General features: G+C 47.8%; 10 protein-coding genes, 4 pseudogenes and 2 CRISPR repeat arrays. All 14 genes and pseudogenes read right to left on the bottom strand.

The window, feature by feature from the left end:
• Positions 1–66: 66 nt before the first annotated feature.
• Entirely contained in the window at positions 67–300 is a 234-nt protein-coding gene (locus AN618_RS11175; protein ID WP_066355135.1) for a hypothetical protein, read from the bottom strand.
• Positions 301–392: 92 nt separating this feature from the next.
• Positions 393–760: direct repeats of the CRISPR family, unit length 29 nt; unit sequence TTCCCATCCTAGCTATCTGGCCTTAAAAC.
• Positions 761–870: 110 nt separating this feature from the next.
• Positions 871–1,548, bottom strand: a complete 678-nt coding sequence (gene cas6, locus AN618_RS11170; RefSeq protein WP_083515193.1) for a CRISPR system precrRNA processing endoribonuclease RAMP protein Cas6 — start codon at positions 1,546–1,548, stop codon at positions 871–873.
• 158 nt (positions 1,549–1,706) lie between these two features.
• A pseudogene (locus tag AN618_RS14065) lies at positions 1,707–2,748 on the bottom strand (IS200/IS605 family accessory protein TnpB-related protein); the annotation flags it as partial.
• 35 nt (positions 2,749–2,783) lie between these two features.
• A CRISPR array of direct repeats spans positions 2,784–3,146; the repeat unit is 30 nt; unit sequence CTTCCCATCCTAGCTATCTGGCTTTGAAAC.
• 168 nt (positions 3,147–3,314) lie between these two features.
• Entirely contained in the window at positions 3,315–4,040 is a 726-nt protein-coding gene (locus AN618_RS11165) for a hypothetical protein (RefSeq protein ID WP_157081738.1), read from the bottom strand.
• Positions 4,041–4,129: 89 nt separating this feature from the next.
• Positions 4,130–6,436: an ATP-dependent DNA helicase gene (locus AN618_RS11160; RefSeq protein ID WP_066355128.1), complete on the bottom strand. Its 2,307-nt coding sequence runs from the start codon at positions 6,434–6,436 to the stop codon at positions 4,130–4,132.
• A gap of 5 nt (positions 6,437–6,441) precedes the next feature.
• Positions 6,442–7,458, bottom strand: coding sequence for a hypothetical protein (locus AN618_RS11155; protein ID WP_066355126.1), 1,017 nt, complete (start codon positions 7,456–7,458; stop codon positions 6,442–6,444).
• Positions 7,451–8,116 carry a hypothetical protein gene (locus tag AN618_RS11150; protein WP_157081737.1) on the bottom strand — a complete coding sequence of 222 codons (666 nt, stop codon included), beginning with the start codon at positions 8,114–8,116 and terminating at the stop codon, positions 7,451–7,453. Before AN618_RS11150 ends, AN618_RS11155 begins: the two co-directional genes overlap by 8 nt.
• Before the next feature lie 118 nt (positions 8,117–8,234).
• Positions 8,235–8,507: a DNA methyltransferase gene (locus AN618_RS13920; protein WP_083515192.1), complete on the bottom strand. Its 273-nt coding sequence runs from the start codon at positions 8,505–8,507 to the stop codon at positions 8,235–8,237.
• Positions 8,455–9,687 (bottom strand): RNA-guided endonuclease InsQ/TnpB family protein, encoded by a 1,233-nt coding sequence (locus tag AN618_RS11140; protein ID WP_066355122.1) that lies wholly within the window; start codon positions 9,685–9,687, stop codon positions 8,455–8,457. Before AN618_RS11140 ends, AN618_RS13920 begins: the two co-directional genes overlap by 53 nt.
• A gap of 104 nt (positions 9,688–9,791) precedes the next feature.
• A pseudogene (locus AN618_RS11135) lies at positions 9,792–10,496 on the bottom strand (DNA-methyltransferase); the annotation flags it as partial.
• A 227-nt stretch (positions 10,497–10,723) separates the two neighbouring features.
• On the bottom strand, positions 10,724–11,386 hold the full coding sequence (locus tag AN618_RS11130; protein ID WP_066355117.1) for a hypothetical protein: 663 nt from the start codon (positions 11,384–11,386) through the stop codon (positions 10,724–10,726).
• 53 nt (positions 11,387–11,439) lie between these two features.
• Positions 11,440–11,574: pseudogene (locus AN618_RS12845) on the bottom strand (two-component system response regulator); the annotation flags it as partial.
• 27 nt (positions 11,575–11,601) lie between these two features.
• Positions 11,602–13,482: a type IV secretory system conjugative DNA transfer family protein gene (locus tag AN618_RS11125; RefSeq protein WP_157081735.1), complete on the bottom strand. Its 1,881-nt coding sequence runs from the start codon at positions 13,480–13,482 to the stop codon at positions 11,602–11,604.
• 190 nt (positions 13,483–13,672) lie between these two features.
• Positions 13,673–13,919 (bottom strand): annotated as a pseudogene (locus AN618_RS14060) (zinc ribbon domain-containing protein); the annotation flags it as partial.

Here is a 13,919-nt window from a genome sequence, read left to right as displayed (position 1 = left end):
CCCTGACAGGGATAACGTAGGAACATCATCCCCTTGTCCTTCGAGTCAGTTCCTTAGGCTGGTCAACTATGGCTTTTGCAAGCCACCGCCTCTACAGGCGGGTGGTAGTTGACCTATCTCTCTTAATTCCTGTTGCTCCTGCTCTCCAAGGTACAAATTTTCTCCTACAAGGCCTTCTTCCACGAACTCTCCTTCTATCAGCGATCTTCCGCCCGGCAACACCCCTAGCGATCCTTGCACCGAACTCATAACCAGGTTGAATTTATTCGTATCCACATTGGAAAGCGCAAACAGCATCACGAAAAACTAAGCCTCGGGCTAGAGGGCTGGCGATGTGTAACTTTCCATCCTAACAATCTACCCACCTCACCTCTTCTCCTTTGGGGTGCGTGTTCCCATCCTAGCTATCTGGCCTTAAAACTCAAGAATTTTCTGGATTACTTCGGAGGCGATAATTTCCTTCCCATCCTAGCTATCTGGCCTTAAAACGAAACACAGCGCGCGATACAAAACTGGCACAAATCCCCTTCCCATCCTAGCTATCTGGTCTTAAAACCACTTCGGGGATTGAGAAAACTGCGCGCATAAGAACCTTCCCATCCTAGCTATCTGGTCTTAAAACCCTTGTCGTCCGCCTCTCAAAAGAGTTCGCCCAGGCAATCTTCCCATCCTAGCTATCTGGCCTTAAAACAAGGCCGTGTATACGCACTCTGGTCAGGGCGTTATAAACCTTCCCATCCTAGCTATCTGGCCTTAAAACCCGTCCCATATCTCAGATTTTATGCGGTTTCATTCCCTTCGATAGTCCATTTCTGTCGTCGACCCCAATAATGCAAAATTTCCGGGAGAACGACGACGTTTATAACAGAGTTAGAGCAGGTTAAATTCCACGTTGCCCATCCCCCATCCCGTTTTCCTCCCTGCCCCCATGTATTCCAGCATCTCAAGCAGGCAGTACATAAAAATTTTTGCTTCACAAGGCGTGAATTTGGTAAAATTGAACTTTGCCGCCCCTGTAAACCCGGAGAAAGGTATGTTATCGTCCAGCATTAATTTCTCCGTTTTGCACTCGCACTGTTCTAGCCGGGCTATCTGCATAATAGCCTTTGCGTTTAAAAGCGGTTCCCTTTCCTTCAGTTTCTTATATGTGCAGAGGGCCCCTTGCCAGAATATATACGGGTCGAAATACGGTACATCTATCCCATTGTAGTAGAAGGATGTCGGTGATGTAAACCTTATTTCAAACCCTTTAACATCAGATAAATCCGGCATCTTTCGTTCAACACTGTATTCGACAGCTTTGATTTTCAAGCCGTACTGTTCTCCCCGCTCTTTTACGGTTCGTTCCGGCAGGATCTGGATGCTCAATGCAAAGCCGTCCTTTCTTAAGTTTTTTATGCTGAAGAGCTTTGTGTAGCAGTCATGTCCCTTCCTTATGGGATGAAAATCCGAAAACATGTTATAGACTACTGCATTTGCCCGCTTAGGAGAAAGCGGGTTTTGGGTAGAATATTTGATTCTCATTAGGCATACTCTATTATCGGTCATATTATTATTATTACCTGGTCATCCAAACTGTGCAAAACCGCACAAGTTTAGACGGCTGGGGTATTTTTTACCGCCTTTCAGGTTGTCCCTGCCCCAGCAGGCGGTATTTGGGACAACCATAGCCCCTGCCCCAAGAAGCAGGAACTCGCGCCCTTATCCGGGTCTCCCCACCTGCCCTGAATGCAACACACTCTTCAAGACAGAGATGCCTCTTAAGACTTTCTCAGGGGAAAGTGGCGTCACCACCGCTACCTTGAGAACTCGCCAGAGTTTATAGCTTTCGCTACAGGCACTAACACTTGTCTCATCCAGAGGTATTAGTGCTTCCCCGGCTCACTCCCAAGGCTTTGTATCAGTTTTATCGCTCTGTCTATCCCCTTTAGTTGCCTTTTCTTTAGGTGTTTGTTCTTAACCGTCCTCTTTACGTGCTATTTTAGTTCCTCCAATTCGTCAGCATCTAAATCTTTTAGAATTGCCATATATCCTTCGAGAATTTGCTCTTTTAACCCAAACCCTCTTCTTGCTATAACATACGCTGCTGCCACGTCCTTGCTTATCATATACTGCGGTGCATATTTCAGCATCCCTATCACTGATGTGTAGGCAGGATTGACCTCTATGACTTCTATACCCTTTCTCTTCGCTAATACCTTGATTTTTCTCCAGAAGCGACCTGTAGCTAAAGCCGTGCCTTATCCTTCTCGATTTCCTCCCTGAAAAGTCCCCTCTTTTTCCTTTGCCTCTTATGTCCAATTTCTCGATTGCTATCGCTTTTTCCTTTTCTTCTGCTAGCCTTACTACTTCGTGGGCAGACTGCCATCTGTAATATTCCCTCTTATTTGAATTGCCGCTTGTAAGTTCAGGCATCGGTACTCTGCCATAACTTACAAGATTACCATTCTCGTCTGTTCCCGACCACGCTATGTGGTTCGGGTACGCGTTGATGTCTATCCCTACAATTCCATTTTCCTTTGTTACCACAACTTCCGGAGAGTTTTCTTCAATTGTAAAGTAAGCATATACCTTCCCGTTTCTGAGTTTTAACTCGACAGAACATGGTTCTTCACCAGTGCTGATTGCTTGTAGTAATTCCTCCCGGCTTCTTCCCTTTTCCCATCCTGCTTGTATCCCTGCATATGCATACTTTCTTTCACCTACGTTGATTCTAAGTACTGCACCATTTTTATCTATATCGATCCTTTGAAGGCCGAGGGGCCCGCCGAGGTGTTTACCCTCTCCCCATCCTAGCTATCTGGCTTTGAAACCATATACCTCCAGCAAGGTTGCCCACCTGACGGGAAAATCTTCCCATCCTAGCTATCTGGCTTTGAAACCGGGATGGCAGAGCTATCCCGGCGAACTCGCAGCCAACTTCCCATCCTAGCTATCTGGCTTTGAAACGCTTCTAGTCGACCAGGCTATCTGGGGCGAAGAAACTTCCCATCCTAGCTATCTGGCTTTGAAACTATGACGACTTGACAAAGGGAAAAAACCGTTGTATACTTCCCATCCTAGCTATCTGGCTTTGAAACTAGTAGAAATACCAGGCACGGCCATGATGTTGAACTCTTCCCATCCTAGCTATCTGGCTTTGAAACCCGTCTCAAAATCTGCGCTATATACAGCCTTCGCCTCCTTCCTCCATCCATTTCTGTCGTCGACCTTTGATAGCGCAGAAACCCCTGAGGGTCGACGACACCCGGTGACTTACACTGCCGTCACCCTCCGATTCTTGCAACCCCGGGAGGGCTGACGGCAGTTTTTTTTCACGCATTGTTCAGCTTCGCTATCAGTTCCGCCGGGCTCAGGACCGGCAAGTACTGATGCCTCGGCGGCAAATAACACAGTACCTCTTCGCCCCACCAGTATGGCGGCCGATATGCCCGCACCGCCTTCATCCATTTCGGGTCAGGCTTTTCCACTTCTTTGGCCGGTATCACCCTGCTCGGGTATCCGTCCGGCCCTATCAGTGTGTAGTCGGCAGGCGCTCTACTAATCACAATGTCACCCACCTGTCCGTAGCCAACCGTCGTCCTTATTCCCAAACCTGTGTGCTTTAAATCTTCCAGTAAATCCGCCACCTCATGGGGATCACCTGCAAAGTAAAACCTTACTTCTGGCGTACAAATCAGCCTTACATAGCCAGCTTTCTGTCTGTAAGGCCCGGCGCCCAAGTATATCTTCTTTTCTATTTTCACAAAACGTCCGTTTATGCAGTCCAGCCACGAAGTGCTTGTTACCCAGGCATCTCTCACCATCTTTGCATTTGTACGGTCTATAAACATTGCAGATGCGCGGTAAAACTTCTTTGCACGTCCCGTTTCTTCTAGTGGGATTTCTATTTTAGGGTTATCCCCGGTATAGTCGCTTATCCCCAACCTCTGAGCTTTGAGCCGCAACAGCAAAGCATCAAGATGTATTGGGTGTTCAGGTTTTACCGCCGACACTGCAATCGGCGTCAATACTTCTATCCGCACTTCGTAAACGGTCATACACAAATTGCTGCCTGGAGACCCGTCCCCAGAAGGAGACGGGGAAAAGGCAGCCAAGATACCTCCTTTCCTCTTCCGGGTATTCATTTTTATAAGTTAAGGACGACTTTTCGGGGAGCGAGCTTATTGATCTTTGCTTTGTCCCTCTCCAGTGCTTCGACTATACGCCAGTATAGTTTCGAAAGCTGTATACCATCTTCTCGGAGCCTATTCCAGTCTTCTTTTTGCTTGCCGCCCAACAGCGTTACCTTGCCCGTGCTTCTTGTGAAGGCCGTATACAGCATCGATTTTGCCAGCGTTTCCGGTTCTGGCTCTACGAAGATGATTTCCTTGTACTGCCCGCCCTGGGCCTTATGCACCGTCATCGCAAATGCGTGTTCTATATACCACCGCAGCTCAATAGGATCATACTCAGCCTTTATTTCACTTCCGTTTGGCAAGGTGTATTTTACCGTCACAACGTCCGTTTCCACTTTTTCGACGACTCCCCTTGTACCGTTGAATATTGTCGGCCTACCTTCTTTTCTGTAGCGGCGTATTGTCCGTAAAAACCGTGAACGCACGTTACTGGCAGTGTCGTAATCGTTTCTCGTTGCTATTACGATGTCGCCCGGCACAAAGTCGTCCAGATTTTCTTCTGTATCCAAATACATGCTCCTCAGTATGCTGTTTAACCTTTCTACGTCCTTCCGCCGCCTCGCAAAAACCGCCACCTCGCCGGGTTTTCGCCCCTTTAACCGCTTTCTCAGCTCCGCTTCTATCTTCTCCCACTTGTTGGCTGGAACAATCTCCAGTTTCTCGCCTTCCCGGAGCGGGCGTCCTTCGCGAATGTTCAGTGCGTTCTCCAGCAATTCATCATTTTGCCTGTACGAATCTTTTAGTTCTATGATGTTGTAGCGATGCTCGCCAGCTTTAATAAGTGCTTCAAAAATGCCTCCAGCGCCGATCGGCGGCAGTTGAGCAGGATCCCCCGCAAATACATAGCGGCAGTTCTTGCCGGCCGTGCTTAGCAGCTTTGCAATTACCGGTATCGTTGCCATCGACATTTCATCGACAACAATGACTTTCTCGCCCTGCACGTCAATATTTTCTTCTTCCTCTTCATCCGTCTCTGCGGGGATAAAGTAGTCGTCGTCGTCATATATCCTTGCATATCGATGTATTGTAGAGAACGGTATATCTGATTCTGCCGCGAGTCTCTGGGCTGCTATCCCGGTCGGTGCGAGTAATACCACCTCTATTTCTTCTTCTCTCAAAGCATGCACTATTGAGCGAAGGGCAGTCGTTTTCCCGCTGCCAGCCTTTCCTATTACTACCGTTATCCTGCTGCTCATTACACTGTTTACAACCGCTTCTTGAGCTTCGCTTAGCTCTATTCCTCTTTCTTTCGCCCATTTCCGGGCATTTTGCAATATCGGCCCCTGCAAAACCTCGACCGGTTCGGCCAAAATTTCCGCTATGCGCTGTGCTATATACCTCTCTTCGTGAAATATGCGTGCTGGGTAAACGGCGCTTATCCTGTAGGCATCTTTGCCCGAATAACCTTCTTCCTTTAGCATTTCCTCTTCGTAAGTTTTGTCATAGACAAGCTTTCCGGCGCCTCTCGAGTTACCACTTATTATCCAGCTTTTCAGCATTTCCGGCCCTGTTTCGTATCCGTATCCCGCCAGCCGTTTCCTCAGCACCCACATCGGTATATATGCACTTGAATTGTCTCTTATATAGTCAATTGCAATAGCGTTTGTGACAGCCAGAATGACGCTATCATCTTTTGCACGCCCAAAGTAACCAAGTATCTTCTCCGCATCGGCTATACCGTCTTTAATGGTGTCGTATATGTCAGCTTGGAGGATGATATACGGGTTTTCGCATATAAGCCCGCAGACAGTTGTCTTATACCATCTTGCCCTCGCCTGGAAGTAATCTATCAGCCTTGCTGCGTGAGATATGTCTAACGAAGCGCCGGTAATCTTGAAAAGGTTGTATAAATTACAAAGTTCCTCATCTCGTTTTATCCGACCCACCACATCTATTAGCAGTTCGTAATCTTTAGTGTCCAGTATTTTTTCGGCCTTCTGCAGCTTTTCTTCATCCAAAAGTTCGCCGAGCTGTTTGATTTCGCAGTGTTCAGCTATTGTCCTCAGTTTTTCTTCGCTTATAGGGTAAAACAGGGGAAGGCCGTTTTTTAGGTCAAGGTCGCCTAAAACTGGATTTATTGTCCTGACTTTTAACCCATTACCTATCTTTTCGCCCGTTACCTTATACTTTAATCCTGTTCGGAGAAAAGGTAGGTGCTCGCTGAAATACAGCGGCACCCTACCTTCTTCATTTTTCAGAATACCTTTGCGTTTATCTCTGTCATATTGTTTCAAGACACCCGTTATTTCTACGGACATACTTTTTATGCATCCCCTTCCTGGCTGTTGTCCTTCTCCTTGTCTTTCTTCGACTTTTTGCCGTTGTTCTTCTTATCCTTTTCCTGCAAGAGCTCCGGAATCCCTTTTATCCTTGCTATGACTTTCTCTTTTTCGTTTTCGATATAGTCCCAGAACGGCTTTGCCCTGCGTCCAATTTCACTCATGTCCAATTCATGATTGTTCTCGTAATACACTGCCTTAAAATCTCCGTGTCCCTTCGATATGCCCCCGCCGAGCTTGCCCTCTTCCAAAAACACCTGCAGGAAAGCATAGAATGCCGCTTCGGTTAGCGCCGAAACTCCGCTGCGCAGCGAAAATTTGTGCATCATTACCGTCCCCGCCGGTATAGCCTCCGTAAAGTATATTGTTCCGCCTTTCTCCTTCGTTTCGTCGTCTCCGTTATTTTGCCCTATTTCTCCACGTGTGCCTTCCAAAGCCACTTTGTTATAGCCTAAAAGATTGTTTCTGATAGCGCCCGTCAAAGTACTTGTTGCCAATATTTCATCATCGTTGAGGAACGCTGCCAGTTCCGGGTAAAGATGAATCGTCTCCTGCAGAGCAGGAACCACAAATCCCACAATCATTTGACTGCTGAAGTAGTGCCCTTTATAACTGCCCCCGAGAAGGTCAAAGAAGGGCAAATCGCGCCTTAAAGTAAGGTATACATCCTGCGACGGTGGTTCGGGCTGCTTGTTTGTTGTCAGGCCACCGGCAAAAAACAGATACTCAACATCCAGTGGAATTTTTGCCGCTAATGTTATACCGAGCCGCTCAAATATTTTCGACATATATAGCCTGCGTGTGCTATTCTTAACACTATTGCCCGATATAGCAGGTATATCCAGGTACTGCCGGGATACCCTGTCGTAGACCGGTATACGCCTTATAAGGGTGATATTCCCGCGTCCTCCCCCATTCTTTTTGTCGACAAGTTCCGGGGTCAAAGCACCATGTGTCACTGGCGACGTCAAAATAATCTTCCCAAACACACTCTTACTCATAAACGAGTGATTCCTCCTTTACGTTTATTTTGAAATTATAAATCTCGCTGTTTTTATACCCCGCGAGCCAGGCAACCGCTGCCCATTGAGGGTCACTCAAGCAAGCTTCGACAAATAGCGGCGCCGAACAAAGTTCCTCCTTCTTTTTCCTACAAAGAGAGACTTTCTTTATCAGTTCCGATGGCGTTACGTGCAAGTAATAATACTCTTCGGCTGGTGACTTGTGTGTCCTCCCTCCGATCTTCACCTCCCTGGACTTGCTGAAATACATCAGGATCGTAATGTTCTCTTTATCGTAATTTGCAGCCAAAAGTGGGGCTATCGGAGTGTTGGTATACCTCGCAATAAACACCACCGCAAAGGGCGGCTCCGGAAGGTTCTGAAGAAAACTATATGCATCTTCAGGTGACATAAACAATTCTAACCCTCTCTCGAGGGATACTGCATAGCCGTTCTTCGCAGTGTTCTGTTGCTCCCTGCAGTTCCTGATCTCGGCGCAGCATGAGCACACATGAGTTGAACCGTGTCCTTTACAAAGATGGTCGCTCGTCCAGTTGCCCATGTTCTTTAACTTTGAAAACGGCACCGCACCACCAACTAATTTCCCCCCGCACATTCGGCATCTCCCATCTTCTACTGCTGGCAGGGGCTTCTTCAAACCTTTAACCGCATGATAGTATATCTGCGGGCCAGTAAGAATTTTGCAGCACCTCCCTTTGCAGATAATCGCAAGGCAAAAAAATGTTGCCCATTTAAAATGAAAAACCAACCCTATTTTAAGGTAGGCTATTTGCCGTGCTTTCGATAGATTGTTCACTTAGAAAAGGCTTAAGCCGCTCCACTGCCGCCTTCATATATTCTTCGTCCATTTCAAAACCTACTACCTTCACGTCCAACCGCAGACAGGCAAGTGCCGTAGTGCCAATCCCCATGAAAGGATCGAGAACCAGTTTGGTTTTCTGTGACGTCCTCCCCTCAATAAATTGAGGGGCATCCTTAAGCGGATGCACGCAAGAATTTATGCTTGCGCTTCGGTTCAACGACGCCATGCCATTCCAGGAGGAACGACACAACCGCGGGCCGCGCCACCCGACCACTACTCCCCTTCACGGGAGATACCTGATACACCCTCTCATAGATGTTCAGGGCACTGTTTACGTCCGCCTGTGCCTTCCACCCGCAGGAGCATACATACAAACCCCGGTGCCTCCGGTTGGAAGGCATAACCTTCCCGCAGGCGTGACAAGTGATGGACGTACTCTTCTCGTCTATGTCATCCCGTACCAGAATTCCCACCAGTGTCCCTTTATACTTGAGCATATTAATCAACTTCCGGTACGGCCATGCGTGCAGCCGCTGGTTCAAACGATCCCCATAATCAATACTTCCACGAATCCCGTTAAGGTCCCCAATGGCTATTTCCTTCACACCCCGTTGCACGCACTCCGCAATGAAGTGAGATGTAGCCATGTGCAACAAGTGTTCTACCTGTTTCTTTTCCCGGTGTGCTATTTGTTTCCACCGGCGGGAGTTCTGTTTGAGCTTAGCTCGTACCTTCTGCCAGTAGCGCCTTACAGCCTTAATAAGCCTGCCGGAGTAGAGCATTACCGTGCCGTCGTCAAAGGTGCAGGCCATGAGTATGGTTTCGCCAAGGTCTACCGCAGCCTTCCCCGTCCCGTTGTTTTCACGGGCCTTAACCTCCACCACCAGACGGGCTTCTATTCGCCCGGAAACCTTGTCGTAGGCGATGGAAAGTTCCCGCACCCGCTCATACTCCACATCAGGACGGTGGGATATACAGAAAGAGACTTGCCTTACTCCATCTTCCCGCCTAGTACCCAGGCTCAACGTGACTTTGTCCCCTTCTACTTTGAAGCCGCTCTGCACGTACTTGAGTGGTGAAAGATAGCTTTTACGCCGGAAACCAGGAGCCTTGTATTGCGCAAGACCTTTCTTCTTCAATGCAAAGAAAGACTTATACGCTTCCCTCACTTCATCTCTCGTAAGCTGTACTGACATTGAATAATAACCCTTAGCCCTAGGCAGTTCTTTTAAGATGCGGTTGAGGTTCTTTTGAGAAATATTTACCTTCCCGGTTTCTTCGTACTCTTTACGCAGGTGCCACAGGAGGCCGTTGTAGACCTTGGTGGCGCAGAACATGGCGTCTTTGAGGATAGCTTCAGTTTGAGGGTCAGCATGGATCTGAGCCTTGAGGGTGATGAGGGGCAATCTTCCACCTCCTCCCTTTGCCCATACAATCGTCAATACCAGGCGAGGGGTCCGTGTATCCCCTCAATAAATTGAGGGGGATTACTGCCCCTCGCGCTCCCCTACTTTTCTAAACCGTGAAGTTTTATGCACATTTCAGGTAAGGCAACTGGAAACGTCGATGGATGGGGACGCTGCTTCTCCCTGTCCCAAATGGTTTCGTAAGGAATAAACCAGGTATTACCACGGCATCTTTTGTCCTGCTTTGCACTTTTCCAGCGGCCAACGTTAGACTTATCCTGATATGGCACTCCTATGGAGAGCCTATCAAGCTGAACCTGCCCCGTTTTTGTAAAGTGGAAAATGTATTCGTGATTGTCATGCAGAAACCGTTTTCCTCCGATCGGTTTGTAGTGCCCTACGGCTATATCACCCTGTATTACAGGATAATTCCCCACCGCCTTCTTCTCTATCGCTATCGACTTTATCCAGTGAATCACGTTCTGCAGAACAAAATGCTTCCTCAACCTTTGCGCCACATCGAAGGGAATCCAGGGATCGCTGGGTTTCCCACCTATGTTCAAAAAGAAGGAACCACTGTCATTTAGCACCCTTTTAATCTCAATAGCTACTTCTTCTATCCAATCCAGGTAATCTTCTCTCGGTCTATTGTCGTCGTATTTGTTATACTGAATCCCAATGTTATAGGGCGGAGACGTAACTACTACATCCACTTCTCCGGTCTTTAGATACTTCCGCATACCCGTAAGGCAATCTTCGAGATAAACGACAACTTTTTCACAAATCCGATAAACATTCTTTACAGGCATATTCGACATAATCTCGCCTCCGGAACGAAAAAAGACCGGCTGTCTTTTCCAGCGGTCAGCCCTCCACGACTATTTCCTATCGGAAAAAAACTTTTCAGGGGGTGGTACGCGCGTACCACCCCCTGATTTCGCACAGACTTCCCCATCCGGGGATATTTTGTTCCCCACTTTGTTCCCTAGCTTTTGCATTAACTTTATCTTTAGGATAGCATAAAGCCGTCGGCTTGTCAATAGTTGGTTGATATTATTTTGGCATCTGCTTTCTTAAGGCCTTTTTCTTTTACTGCTCCAGGATGAATGGACGAATGAGTAACTTTCCCCTCTCCGTCGAAAGAAAGTCCGTTTATCCTACTTTTTACTCCTCCAGCAGTTAATTTTAAAATACTGCCCTCGAATTTTTGCTCTGGTTCGATGGTACGTACCTCTGTAGCTGCTTCGTCTCTGGTCGGATGTACAGTACTTCTCTCGATTCTTTGTTTTGTACCGATTTGATTTGCTTTTGCCTCTATGACAGGAAAGATATTCCTTTCAGCAGTATTATATCCTGGTTCAGTATGATAGAAGCTGTTTCTTTCGACTTTTTGCTCTGTATCGATAGAAGCCGTGTTGGTACCTATTCCTCCAGCAGTATTAAATAGACTTTCGAGTTTTTGCTTTGTATCGATAGTACGTACCTCGGTACCTATTTCCTCGGCAGTATGATAGGCGGTACCAAGTTTGTTTTGTTGCCTTTTAGCCGTGCTGTTGCCTTTAGCATGTCTTGCAACCGATATGTTATCAACAGAGTTATCTACAACAACAACATTTTGGTTGGGCCTCTTAGTACCTTGTACGGTACTCTGTACCTTTAATGTGTTGTTGTTCTTTTTTACATCTTTCTTGTAAAACATCTTTTTACTGTAAAAAATTCTTTCTGGGCTAAAAAGCTCTAAATAGCTCTATTATTTATCTCTTTTTTACCTATTGCAAACACACCGTTTTCCGCTTCCCCGACCACTTTGTAACCGTTACCGGACAATATATCCGCAAGCACCATCCGCAAGAAAGCCGAATCATCCACAATTAAGACATTTCCCATGCAATCACGCCCCCTTTTTTTTTTTTTTCATACATTAGTCAAAAAGAATCCTTCGTTTTCATCATCATTACCCTCACTTTTAACGTCCGGCCCAAATATGACCTCTATTTTCTCTTTGTGCCGTTTCTCCATTTCCGGGAGTTTAACCTCTATACCTTTATTGCTCTTTTCTTCTCTGTAAAGGTTTTTGCTTCTATCCCACTTCGACAGCTCCAGCTTACCCAACACTGGCGGTTGCGGCTCACCGTCCCTCACTATCCTTACCACAGCATGAAACTTCGGAAGCTCCATAAGTTCGGTATAACTGAACCGCCCCTCGTGCACATCCTCTTCCTTCATCGACTCCAAATGCCAGGGGTTTATCAGTATCCCCTTTCTCTTATACGTATACTGCGGCACAGTGTATTCGTATTCCCCGAATTCCTTCGCAAATCTCATGGCGTCCTCTTCGCTGCCCAGGTTCAATACTATCTTGTTCCTGCACGTTTCAAGCACTATGTCCCTGAACGTTGGCCTGTCCTCATGCACCATCTGTGCGGTTGTTTGCAGAGCTAATACGGCCGCGCACCTGAAAGAACGCCCGATAGCCAGAAGCCGTTCAAAGTCCGGATTTACATACCGGGGAAATTCGTCTATATACAAAAAATGCGGCGTCCTCGTCCGCTCCGTACCCTTCCGCCTGAAAACCGCCTGCTGGAAGTGCATCATTATGAACTGGCCGAAGGCATCACCCAGCTTGCCGAGCTCACCCATCGCTGTGTTCACTATAAGCACCATCCCGCCTTCGCTTAAGTGCTTGTCAAGGTCGACGTCGGATTTCCCTATCAATACCCGCCTCATCATCCGGTTCCCCGTTATGTCTTCTAACTGCAGCCTTAAACCCAGCGTGAACTGCTGTACCTTGTCCCTCAGTTCGCCCATCACTTCCGTCTTAAAATACTGCGTCAGCGCTGACTCGCCTTCCCTCCGTTCCAAATTACTTACATACGCCGCGAGCAGGCTCCGGTCTCTCAATATGTCCACCATGTCCAGCATCGTCGCTTCTTCGCCCTTTATCTTCTTCACCAGCAGTGCCGTGTTCCTCGCCGCTACCTCCTGGTTCAGCCTGAAAAACGCTTCCTGCTTGCCAAACAATGAACGTAAGACCGTCCTCATTATTTCCGCTACTACTTCAGGTTCGCCGGACATCGGATTAAAGACGGGCGTTGCAGGGTCGAGAGGGTTTATATAGATGTATGGCACCTTCATGCTCCGGCACATGGCAGCCACGTCATCAGCAAAGTCACCCTTCGGCTCTATTACCGTTATCCCGAGCTTCTCACCTTTCGCTATCGCCTCCAAATCCTGTTCAATCATCGGCTTCAGCACCCGGCTCGATTTGCCCGTGCCGGTCGTGCCTACAACCATCGTGTGCAGATACCTGTCCATGTGCTTCAGGATCACTGGACTCCCGTTCACCTTACATACCTCAATATCCAACGGCCCCTTCGACTTCACCGGCTTTATAACGGGCTGATATTTCTTTTTGCCCTTACGCGACCAGCCGAAAAGTAGTATTATCATTGCAATGCTTACTATGAGCGGTAAAAGCAATATTATGCCTTTCAGGAACGCAACGTCCGATGGCTGTACCCACCCCGTCTTGCTTATCCCTTCCAGCCAGCCCCGCGAACCTTGGTATAAAAAATACCCAAACCATATCGAAAACGCTATCAATAACCCCGCCGCCCCAGCCAATATAACTCTCGTTACTCTATGGATTATACCCAATAATACTGCCGCAGCTCCAGTTACAACCGCCGCTATTAACATCACTACCCCCATTCCAGCTGTGCCTTGATAGTAAGTCAGGCCCGCTAATAACCCACTTACAATTGATGCCGCCCAAAGTATATAACTGTAGATCATAAAAAAATCCACCACCTTCGCCTGCTTGGTTTGTCCAGAATAATGATTCGCATTAGATGAACTTATTGAGGAATCGTTATTGCTTTCACCGCATACCGGCTGTGTCGGAGGCAGTATATCCTGTAGTATCGGTTTTTTGGAATTTGACTTCCTCCCGCTCCCTAAAGGGGGCGGGATTCCTTCAGGCGACTCAGGTCGCCATCCGACTGCCGCTCGCCGCCCCAGAGGGCGTACCGGCGGCAGATTCGAAGCGGCTTACCCATCGGTGATAGTTCCACCGGAGGGCAAGCGGTTTCAGGGGCGTGGCCTCCGTCCCGTGCCCCTTCGAGGAGCCCAAAAGCAGTATGTTTAAGGCCGCGTTGGCGTCGGCGTGCCAGACGCAGCCGCATCTTTCGCACACCGCCTTGTGCCGGACCAAACGCCTGATGGGAGAGCCA

It is taken from the genome of Fervidicola ferrireducens, from assembly GCF_001562425.1.
Classification (GTDB): domain Bacteria; phylum Bacillota; class Thermosediminibacteria; order Thermosediminibacterales; family Thermosediminibacteraceae; genus Fervidicola; species Fervidicola ferrireducens.
This window is presented reverse-complemented; position numbering and strand designations above follow the sequence as displayed.

Coding starts and splice junctions, on each gene's coding strand:
- cas6 (WP_083515193.1), bottom strand. CDS start 1,548: ATGACCGATAATAGAGTATGCCTAATGAGAATCAAATATTCTACCCAA.
- AN618_RS11165 (WP_157081738.1), bottom strand. CDS start 4,040: ATGACCGTTTACGAAGTGCGGATAGAAGTATTGACGCCGATTGCAGTG.
- AN618_RS11160 (WP_066355128.1), bottom strand. CDS start 6,436: ATGTCCGTAGAAATAACGGGTGTCTTGAAACAATATGACAGAGATAAA.
- AN618_RS11155 (WP_066355126.1), bottom strand. CDS start 7,458: ATGAGTAAGAGTGTGTTTGGGAAGATTATTTTGACGTCGCCAGTGACA.
- AN618_RS13920 (WP_083515192.1), bottom strand. CDS start 8,507: ATGGCGTCGTTGAACCGAAGCGCAAGCATAAATTCTTGCGTGCATCCG.
- AN618_RS11130 (WP_066355117.1), bottom strand. CDS start 11,386: ATGTTTTACAAGAAAGATGTAAAAAAGAACAACAACACATTAAAGGTA.
- AN618_RS11125 (WP_157081735.1), bottom strand. CDS start 13,482: ATGATCTACAGTTATATACTTTGGGCGGCATCAATTGTAAGTGGGTTA.